Origin of the sequence: Mycobacterium talmoniae (assembly GCF_001854525.1) — a bacterium.
Lineage (GTDB): Bacteria > Actinomycetota > Actinomycetes > Mycobacteriales > Mycobacteriaceae > Mycobacterium > Mycobacterium talmoniae.
Map to the genome: position 1 here is coordinate 1 of NZ_MLQM01000202.1, position 9,084 is coordinate 9,084.

Annotated in this window: 10 protein-coding genes and 1 pseudogene; 10 read left to right on the forward strand and 1 reads right to left on the reverse strand. The window is 68.1% G+C overall.

Annotation, left to right across the window (positions count from 1 at the left end):
* The 7 genes from BKN37_RS23850 to BKN37_RS23880 all read left to right on the forward strand — a co-directional run.
* Positions 1–1,020 (forward strand): MFS transporter (locus tag BKN37_RS23850; RefSeq protein ID WP_071029407.1); only part of this gene is annotated, 1,020 nt, incomplete at its 5' end.
* Between the two features lie 4 nt (positions 1,021–1,024).
* The gene (locus tag BKN37_RS23855) at positions 1,025–1,648 is read left to right on the forward strand and encodes a TetR/AcrR family transcriptional regulator (protein ID WP_071029408.1); all 624 of its coding nucleotides are present in this window, start codon (positions 1,025–1,027) and stop codon (positions 1,646–1,648) included.
* A gap of 48 nt (positions 1,649–1,696) precedes the next feature.
* Positions 1,697–2,440, forward strand: coding sequence for a hypothetical protein (locus BKN37_RS23860; RefSeq protein WP_071029409.1), 744 nt, complete (start codon positions 1,697–1,699; stop codon positions 2,438–2,440).
* Positions 2,437–3,186 (forward strand): hypothetical protein, encoded by a 750-nt coding sequence (locus tag BKN37_RS23865; protein WP_071029410.1) that lies wholly within the window; start codon positions 2,437–2,439, stop codon positions 3,184–3,186. The genes BKN37_RS23860 and BKN37_RS23865 overlap by 4 nt, the downstream gene beginning before the upstream one ends.
* 5 nt (positions 3,187–3,191) lie before the next feature.
* Positions 3,192–3,770, forward strand: a complete 579-nt coding sequence (locus tag BKN37_RS23870; RefSeq protein ID WP_071029411.1) for a cytochrome c oxidase subunit 3 — start codon at positions 3,192–3,194, stop codon at positions 3,768–3,770.
* Between the two features lies 1 nt (position 3,771).
* Positions 3,772–4,047: a cytochrome C oxidase subunit IV family protein gene (locus BKN37_RS23875; protein WP_071029412.1), complete on the forward strand. Its 276-nt coding sequence runs from the start codon at positions 3,772–3,774 to the stop codon at positions 4,045–4,047.
* 243 nt (positions 4,048–4,290) lie between these two features.
* On the forward strand, positions 4,291–4,980 hold the full coding sequence (locus BKN37_RS23880) for a cutinase family protein (RefSeq protein ID WP_071029413.1): 690 nt from the start codon (positions 4,291–4,293) through the stop codon (positions 4,978–4,980).
* A 73-nt stretch (positions 4,981–5,053) separates the two neighbouring features.
* On the opposite strand, the gene BKN37_RS23885 is transcribed toward BKN37_RS23880, so the two are convergent.
* Positions 5,054–6,499, reverse strand: a complete 1,446-nt coding sequence (locus BKN37_RS23885; RefSeq protein ID WP_071029415.1) for a neutral zinc metallopeptidase — start codon at positions 6,497–6,499, stop codon at positions 5,054–5,056.
* A gap of 248 nt (positions 6,500–6,747) precedes the next feature.
* Here BKN37_RS23885 and BKN37_RS23890 point away from each other — a divergent pair, with 248 nt between their 5' ends.
* The 3 genes and pseudogenes from BKN37_RS23890 to BKN37_RS23900 form a co-directional block, all read left to right on the forward strand.
* Positions 6,748–7,962 carry an EcsC family protein gene (locus BKN37_RS23890; protein WP_242657344.1) on the forward strand — a complete coding sequence of 405 codons (1,215 nt, stop codon included), beginning with the start codon at positions 6,748–6,750 and terminating at the stop codon, positions 7,960–7,962.
* A gap of 269 nt (positions 7,963–8,231) precedes the next feature.
* A complete protein-coding gene (locus BKN37_RS23895; RefSeq protein WP_071029414.1) occupies positions 8,232–8,732 on the forward strand; it encodes a DinB family protein in 501 nt (166 codons plus the stop codon).
* Between the two features lie 143 nt (positions 8,733–8,875).
* A pseudogene (locus BKN37_RS23900) lies at positions 8,876–9,084 on the forward strand (HNH nuclease); the annotation flags it as partial.

The following is a 9,084-nucleotide window of genomic DNA, read 5'->3' on the forward strand; positions in this document are numbered from 1 at the left end:
GGGCTGCGGCTGGTGTCGGGGCCGTTGACCGACCGCACCCAACGGTTTTGGGCGTGGACCATCGCCGGCTACGCGCTCACCGTGGTCACCGTGCCGGTGCTGGGTATCGCGGGCACGCTGTGGGTGGCCGCCGCGCTGGTGATCGCCGAGCGGGTCGGCAAGGCGGTGCGCAGCCCGGCCAAGGACACCCTGCTGTCGCACGCCGCCGGCGCCACCGGCCGGGGCCGGGGTTTCGCCGTGCATGAGGCGCTGGACCAGGTGGGGGCGGTGCTCGGTCCGCTCACCGTCGCCGCGGTGCTGGCCGTCACCGGCGGCGACTACGCGCCGGCGCTGGGGGTGCTGGCCGCGCCCGGCGCCGCGACGCTGGCGCTGCTGGTGTGGCTGCGGTTGCGGGTGCCGGACCCGGCCCGCTACGAACCGGCCGGCGCCGACCCTGCCGAGCCGGCGGCGCCGCGCGACGGGCTGCCCGCCGTGTTCTGGGGGTATTGCGGGTTCACCGCGGTCACCATGATCGGCTTCGCCACCTTCGGGTTGCTGTCGTTTCACATGGTCACCCGCGGGGTGCTGCCGGCCGCCGCGGTGCCGCTGATCTATGCCGCCGCGATGGGCGTGGACGCGCTGACCGCCCTGGCCTCGGGCTGGGGCTACGACCGGTTCGGCGCCAAAACCCTTGCCGCGCTGCCGGTCGTGTCGGGTCTGGTGCCGGTGTTCGCGTTCACCGGCGCCGTGTGGTCGGTGCTAGTCGGGGCGCTGCTGTGGGGGGCGGCGGTCGGGATCACCGAGTCGACGCTGCGCGCGGTGGTCGCCGACCTGGTTCCGGCGCCGCGCCGGGCCACCGCCTACGGGGTGTTCGCGGCGGCGCTGGGCGCGGCCACCGCGGTCGGCGGCGCGCTGACCGGGTGGCTGTATGACGTTTCCCCGACCGCGGTGGTGGCGGCGGTGGCCGCGATTCAGGGGCTTGCGCTGGCCGGGGGCGTGGTCGTGCTGCGGATCCGCGGCGCGACGCCGGGGCTACCCTGAGGCGGTGCTCACCGAGAAGCCGGCGAACCGGAAACGGCTGGGCGGGGTCCCCTATTCTGCGGCCCAAACCCGAATCCTGGACGCCGCGTTGGATTTGATCGCCGACCACGGGGTCAGCGGCACCTCGCTGCAGATGATCGCCGACGCCGTCGGGGTGACCAAGGCGGCGGTCTATCACCAGTTCAAGACCAAAGAAGAGATTGTCATCGCGGTCACCGACCGGGAGCTGGGCACGCTCGAGGAGGCGTTGGCCGCCGCCGAGGCCCAGCCGGAGCCGCTGGCCGCGCGCAAGGCGCTGTTGACCGACGTCATCGAGATGGCGGTCCGGCGCCGGCGCTGGGTGCGGACCCTGCAAAGCGATCCGGTGATCGTGCGGCTGCTGGGCGAGCATGAACCGTTCCGGCAGTTCATCAGCCGGCTGTACGGGATTCTGCTGGGCACCCCCGACGACACCGAGGCGCGGATCGCGGCGGCGCTGCTGTCCGGGGCGATCGGGGGCACCGTGGTCAATCCGCTGGTCGACGACGTCGACGACGCCACGTTGTGCGCGGTGCTGATCCCGCTCATCGAACGCATGATGCAGTTGCCGGTCAAAGCCGCCCCCGCTGTGGACGTTGTGGGCAACTAGCCGATCGGCTAGCCTGGGGCCAGTTCGCCGCTACCCCAGCGAGGTGAGATGCAGATCCTTGCCGAGGCCGAAGACCTGCCCGCGACCGCCAACGTCAAGACCCAGTTGATCAGCGTGTGGACGGCACCGGTGTTCGGCGTGGTGTACCTGATCGCCTTCCTGGCGTTTCCGGGCTTCTTCCCGCCGATGTCACCGCAGCTGACCGCCCAGCAGGTCGCCGACTTCTACGGCGCGCACACCGGCGCGATCCGGTTTTCGATGATCACCTACGACCTGTGCGGGGTCATGCTGTTGCCGTTCTTCATGGTGATCGTGGTCCAGATGAAGCGGATGGCCACCCAAAGTCACGTGTTCGCCTACTGCTACCTGACCGCCGCGGTCAGCGGGGCGACGCTGTTCGCGTTGTCCAACATCGTGTTCCTGGTCGCCGCGTTTCGGCCCGAGCGCGACCCGGACCTGGTGCTGCTGCTCAACGACCTGGCGTGGATGTTGCTGATCGCCCCGGTCGGCGCGCTGGTCGCGCAGAACCTGCTGCTGGCGGCCGCGGTCTATTTCGATGACGGGCCCGACCCGGTGTTCGCCCGCTGGGTGGGGCATTTCGCGGTGGCGACCGCGCTGGCCATGGCGCCGGCCGTCGGCGCCGCCGTGGTCACCAGCGGGCCGCTGGCCTGGAACGGCGCGGTGTCGTTCTGGCTGCGCAACGGGGCGCTGGTGCTGTTCGTGGCCGTGATGTTCTTCGTGGTGCGCGACGCGCTCCGCCGCCAAGCCGTCCGCGAGGGTGTCGCCGCGTGACCCGCACGGTCAGCCCGGCGGCGACGGCCGCCCCCGCCGCCGCGCCGGCCGGTAAGCGCGATGTGTGGCTGGTGTTTTGGATCGTGCCGGCGTTCTACACCGCGTTCGGGGTGATCTTCTTCGCCTTGGCGCGGGTGATGCCCCCGCCGCGGCCCGACGTCACCGCCACCCAGATGGTCGACTTCTTCCACGCGCACGCCACCACGATCAGAATCGGCTTCGCGGCGTTGGTGCTCATCGTGGGCGGCGCCGGGGTGGCCAACGGCATCGTGGCCTACCACATGAAACGCATGACGGTCGGCTCGGTGCTGTCCTACACCTACCTGGGCGCGATGGGCATCGGCGCGCTGCCCGGCTGCCTGCTGGTCGCGTTTTGCTTCCTGACCGCGGTGTACCGCCCCGACCGCGACCCGCAGCTGCAGGCCCTGCTCTACGACCTGGGGTTGCTGTCCTATGTGGGATCGCTGGGCTGCTTTTCGGCGGCGTATTTCGCGTTTGCCGTCGCGATCCTCTACGACCGCAACGAGATCTTCCCCAAATGGCTGGCCTACGTGACCGTGTGGCAGATCGTCACCGAGATCATGGCCGTGCCGGTGTTCGCCTGCAAGGCCGGACCGTTCGCGTGGAACGGGTCCATCTCGTTTTGGATGGGCACCGTCGTGTTCGGCTGCTGGCTGATGTGCGTGATCGCCTTCCTCAAGAAGGCCACCGAACGCCAGCCCCTCGACGAAGCACCGCTGGAGTGAGGGGCATGACCGACCTCGCCTCCGACCGCCGGGAGACCGCGCACCTGCCCGGCGACGGCCACATGTGGGTGATGGTGCTGGGCGACCTGGTCATCTTCGGCGCCTACTTCGTCATCTTCATGGTGTACCGGGCGATGCAGCCCCACGAGTTCCTGGCCGCCCAACAGCAACTGAACATCAACGCCGGCGTGCTCAACACGCTGGTGTTGTTGACCAGTTCCTGGTTCGTGGCGCGCAGCGTGCTGGCCGCCCGGGCCGGCGACCATCGTCGCGCGATCGCGCTGACGTATCTCGGCGGTGCCTGCGGGGTGTTGTTCCTGCTGATCAAGGCCTACGAGTGGACGTTCGAGATCCGGCATGGCTACACCCTGGCCAGCAACACCTTCTTCAGCTTCTACTACATGCTCACCGGTGTGCACCTGTTCCACGTAGCGCTCGGCTTGCTGATCCTGGGCATCGTGGTGCGCGAACTGCGCAACCCGCGACGCCGCCGCGCGTCGATGGTCGAATCCGGGGCCACCTACTGGCACATGGTCGACCTGTTGTGGATCGTCATCTTCGGCCTGCTGTACGTGATGCGCTGACATGACGGCGTCGACGCGGACCATCACCGGCGCCTGGATCGTGCTGTCGGCGATCACCCTGATCTCCTGGTGGCTGTCCCCCGGTCACGCGAGCACCGGCACGGTTGCTGCCAGCGTGCCGATCACCGTCGCCGTGGTGGTGCTCGCCGCCGTCAAGGGGCGACTCGTCATCCGCTACTTCATGGAGGTGCACCGCGCGCCGCGGTGGTTGCGACTGGCCACCGACGGCTGGCTCACCGCGCTGTGGGCGGTGGTGCTGGTGATCTACTTGATGTGAAGTTCACCGGTTTGGACAACTGTGTGCAGCAACACGGGCCCATAAGCGCAGCGCATCGCCCAAACTAGCGGTAACGTAAATCGCCGTGGGCGCGCTCAACGTGTTTGCGGCGTCGGACAACTCATGAACCGCCGGCCGGGCATCACGGCCAGGGTTGTCGCGACGACCGCGATAGCGCGCTTTCCCCTCGCAGTTTGGCGGCTGCGACTTGGGGTTTAGCACCGTGGAACAGGAGGACGACCAATGACCCGCCGCGCGCACTCAGGGTTACCCCGCCACCTCGCCCGATTTACCGTCGCTGCCGTGGGCGCGACGGGGGCGCTGCTCGGACCGGTGACACCATCGGCGTCCGCCGCGCAGTGCCCCGATGTGGAGGTGACGTTTGCCCGGGGCACCGGTGAGGACCCGGGTGTCGGCCCGACCGGCAACGCGTTCGTCAACGCGCTGCGCCCGAAGGTGGGCGGCAGGTCGTTGGGGGTGTACGCGGTGAACTACCCCGCCACCAACGACTGGCCCACCGGCGTCGACGGGGTGCGGGACGCGGGCTCGCACGTTCAGTCCATGGCCGCGAATTGCCCCAACACCAAGATGGTGCTCGGCGGATTCTCCCAGGGCGCGGCGGTGATGGGTTTCGTCACCTCCGACACCGTCCCGGATGGGGTCGACCCGGCGACCGTGCCCAAACCGCTGCAGCCCGACGTGGCCGAGCATGTCGCCGCCGTCGTCCTGTTCGGGACCCCGAACGAGCGGGCGATGAACTTCCTCAACGAGCCGCCGGTCGTCATCGGCCCGCTGTATGCGGGCAAGACCCTGCAGTTGTGCGCGACCAACGACCCGGTGTGTTCGGACGGCCTGGAATTCGCCGCGCACGACTCCTACGCGGCGGACGGGTTGGTGGAACGGGGCGCGACCTACGCCGCCAACCACCTGTAGTCGACCGCCGAGTGTGGGCTTGAGTCACGCCGGGCCCCCTAGGCGTGGATCAACCCCACACTCGGCGCGTCACTTAGGGGAAGCGCTGGTAGCAACGCTCGGCGTCGCCGGTCAGCCCGGCCCGAAACGCCTGGATCCGGGTGAAGCCGGCCGGCACGGTGGCACCGCCCACGTCGCTGGCGGCGAGCCCGTTCATCAGCAGGCCGGTGACCGCCTCGTCGACGTCTCCGGCGGTGAGCCGCAGGCGGGTGCCGTGGGGCGCGAACATGCTGCGCTGCCCCACCCCGGTCAGGCAGGCGGTGCGCAGCGCCGTCGTCGCAGAGGCGAGGTCGAGGCCGCGCTGATGCTGCAGTGCCAGCATGTAGCGGGACATGACCACCGATAACGCCGTGTTGTCGCCCTGCGGTAACAGCCGATCCTCCAGCTCGTCGGCGGCCACCGCCAGGTGCTGCAACGCCGGCAGGTCGACGCCGATGGTGTTGGTGGCCGGGCAGTACGCGGCCGGGGCGGCGGCGCAGGTGGCGTCGTTGTAGGCGAGGGTGGGCGGCCGGGCGGGGTGGAACGTCGCATTGAGCCCCTCGACCAACGTCGCCAGGGTGGCCTTGGTGATCGCGACTTCACCGGTCTGCACCGCGCCGGTGAGTTCGCGCTGCAACGACATCGGCATGTCGCCGCGGCGCTGCGTGATCTCGTCGGCGTCGATCGCGGCGCACCGGCCGACTGCGGTGTCGAAGCCCAGCTGCAGCGCGCTGATCCGGTCCAGCGCGGTGCCGTGCGCTTCGCCGACGATCGCCTTGTCGTGGGGCCCCAGCAGCGGGTCGCGCAACGTGATCAGCCCGGCCAGGATCTCGTCGAGCCCGTCGGCGGTGTTCAGGGTGAACCGCGACGACTTGCCCTCGGCGACCCAGCGCAGATACGCCCCGGTGAAGCAGTCGGCCTGCTGTTCGGCCACCAGCATCGGGGTCGACTTGGTGACCAGCCGGGCCATGTCTTCCACCGCGTGCCCGTATTCGTGCGCCAGCGCCGCGGTGACCGACATATCGCCGAAATAGTCCTTGACCGCCGGCAACAACACGCCGCGGTCCCAGGCGATCAGGTTGCGGCCGTAGCAGTAGAACGCGTTGACGTACTGGTAGGTGTTGACGCCGCAGATCGTCATCCCGGTGGGGTTTTTGGAGCCGTACGAGATGAGCGTGTCGACCGGGGCGAAGCTGCCGGTGAAGCCGGCATAGTTCTGCTTCCAGTAGTCCTGGATGTCGTTGATCGACAGCAGCGCCAGCCGGTCGATGGCACCGCCATCGGTGTTTTGCACGGTGCCGATCGGGGCCAACGCACGCTCGACGGGGCCGGTGGGCCCGTCGGTCACCGGCAGCCCGCCGACGCGCCACGGATCGTCGAGGACGGACACCGCCCGCCCGTCGACGGTGTCAGAACAGCCGCTGAGCGTCAGCGCCGCGCAGGCGCCGACCACCGCCGCCGCGATGCCCGACCTGCCCCAGCGCCGACGTTGCCTCTTCACGCGGCCGCCGTTTTCGTCACGGGCTCGGGTGGCGAGCACGTGCGACCACACCGGGGCGCATTCGCCTGCACCCCGCCGGCAACAGCTGGCAACCCCGACCTCGCAATGATGTCCATCGTGCGGCCGGACGCCGCAACCCGGGCGGTATAGCACACGGCGCGAAACCGACGCAAATCTGGTGTCGGCGCGTCGGAGCACTACTTCAGACCGTCGACCCGGGTCCGCAACATGCGCGCGAGGCGTGCGGTTTGCCGGTCGTCGAAGCCGATGTGCGCCGCACCCGACGGCATTTGGCCAACAACGATCCCGCTGTCGGTGCCGCGTGCTGTGATGTTGCTGCCGACGACGGCGCGCAGAAGGGACTTCCGGTGAAGCTATCCGAGTATGAGCAGCGACAGCTGGACAAGGTCCACGACCACAAACGGCGGGTCATCAACCGCTCGCCTCGACGCCTAGTTCCGGCCGGCGTGCGGGAGAAAGGCACCGAGCTGTTCAACAAGCTACTCACCGTGCCGGGGGTGGATAAAGCCAAAGACTCCGGCGCCGCCGTACTGGCAACCGCGGCCGAGGGCACCGGGAAGTTCATGCGGCGCACCGGCCAGCTCACGACGTCCAGCGCACGCGTGGTGCGCGCCTACACCAAGAAAGGTCACCCGGTCAGCGACCTCGACGACATCAGGAAGCTGGATCTCAAGGACATCGACAGCGTCGCGTCTTTTACTCGCTTGCACTACACCTACTCGGCATCGGCGGCAGCGGAAGGCGCCGCCAGCGGCCTTGCCGTCAGTGGCGGGCAAGTTGCAGCTGCCGCGGGATCGGTGGCAGGCGCCGGTGCCGGTGCCGCGCCCGGACTGGGAACCATCGTCGCCGCGATGGGTGTCGACGCCGCCACACTCCTTGGCGTGTGCAGCCGCGTAGTGGCCCACCACGCGCTCTACTACGGCTACGACCCACGCGACCCGGCAGAAGAGATCTTCATGATGCAGGTCATCGGTCTTGGCGTCGCGACCACGGCGTCGGCCAAGGTTGCGGCCTACCAACAACTTGCGGTGCTCACCCGTGGCCTCGCTACGAACATGGCCTGGCGTCAACTCAATCAGCAGACATTCGTCAAAGTGGCCCGACAGTTCGCCACCCAGTTCGGCCAGAAACTCACCAAGCGCAAACTCGGCCAGTTCGTGCCGATCGCCGGTATCGGTATCGGCGCCGCGCTGAACTGGAAGATGGTCGACGACGTCGCTGACGCCGCCTACTGGGCGTACCGCGAGAGATTCCTCTACGAAAAGACCGGCGAAACAAGCCCGATCATCATCGATGCCGACGTCGTCGATGAGCACGCGGACTCCGGCGCCCAGGAGATGCCGATTGACGTCGTCGACATCTTGAAGTCGGAAGGCGTCGACGTCGATGAGGCACCGGGCACAGGCGACGACCCGACTGACGGAAAGAACGTTTCTCCTTGAGGCGCCGCTGGTGAGGGTCTCGCCGGCGCCATCCATTACACTCGCCATGCCGACACGTCCCTCGGTGCAATCGAACGCCCGGTTTGAAAAGGACGTGGTTGCGGTTTCCTCGTTAGGCCAGTAGCGCCATAGCCGGTCGACGGCCTTTCCCGCTTGAGCTCATCGCTGTCCTGACGGGGCAAAAATGTCGCAGACGACGCCCGCCGCTTCGGCGTTATTCGGTCAAACCATTTCCGCCACAAAGAAACCCGCCACAAGGAGGCACCACCATGACCGCCGTACTCGACCCCGGTCGCCCGTTCACCGGCAGCGAACGCGAACTGCTGGAGAACACCCTCGAACTCAACCGGACGGAGCTGGTGCGCGCCGTCCAACACCTCTCCGACAGCCAAGCCCGCCAGAGACTGGTTTCCTCGCTGACCACGCCCATCTCGTTGATCAAGCATTGCGCTGCGGCCGAGCGCATCTGGTTCCAGCGAACCCTGGCGGGCCTGAGCATCGACGACTGCGACGGCCACGCCACCGGCGGCGACGCCAGCTTCCACGTCGGCGACAACGAAACCCTGGCCGACGTGATCACCGAATACGTGGCGGCATGCCGACGGTCGAACGAACTGGCCGCGCAGCATGACCTGGACGACACGGTCGAACACTACCTTGTCGGCACGGTGAGCCTGCGGTTCATCTATCTGGGCATGATCGCCGAAGTCGCCCGGCACGCCGGTCACGCCGATATCCTCGCCGAGCAGATCAGCCGCCCGATAGCATGACCGGCGGCTATCGGCAGAGTGCTATCACCGGCGGTATCAGGTTGCCGCAGTGGAGATTTGGTGATCATCCACAGTTGCCGATTCATCCACAAATTGGCGTTTCCGACCTGACATTCGCACATTTGTTCGGTAGACTCTGTGGTATGGCTCACACGGATCAGGTGCAACTGCCCGCACAAGCGGCGCGCGCCCAGATCCGCGCCGACCTCGACCTCATCGACGCCGCCCACGCACGGTTGCGTGCCGCCGACACCGACCTAGTCGGCAACGCGTTTCGCGTCGAAATGGCCGACCGGCTCGAAACCCAACACCGCCTCAACCGCGGCCTGTCCTACCGGGTGTTCGGCGAAAT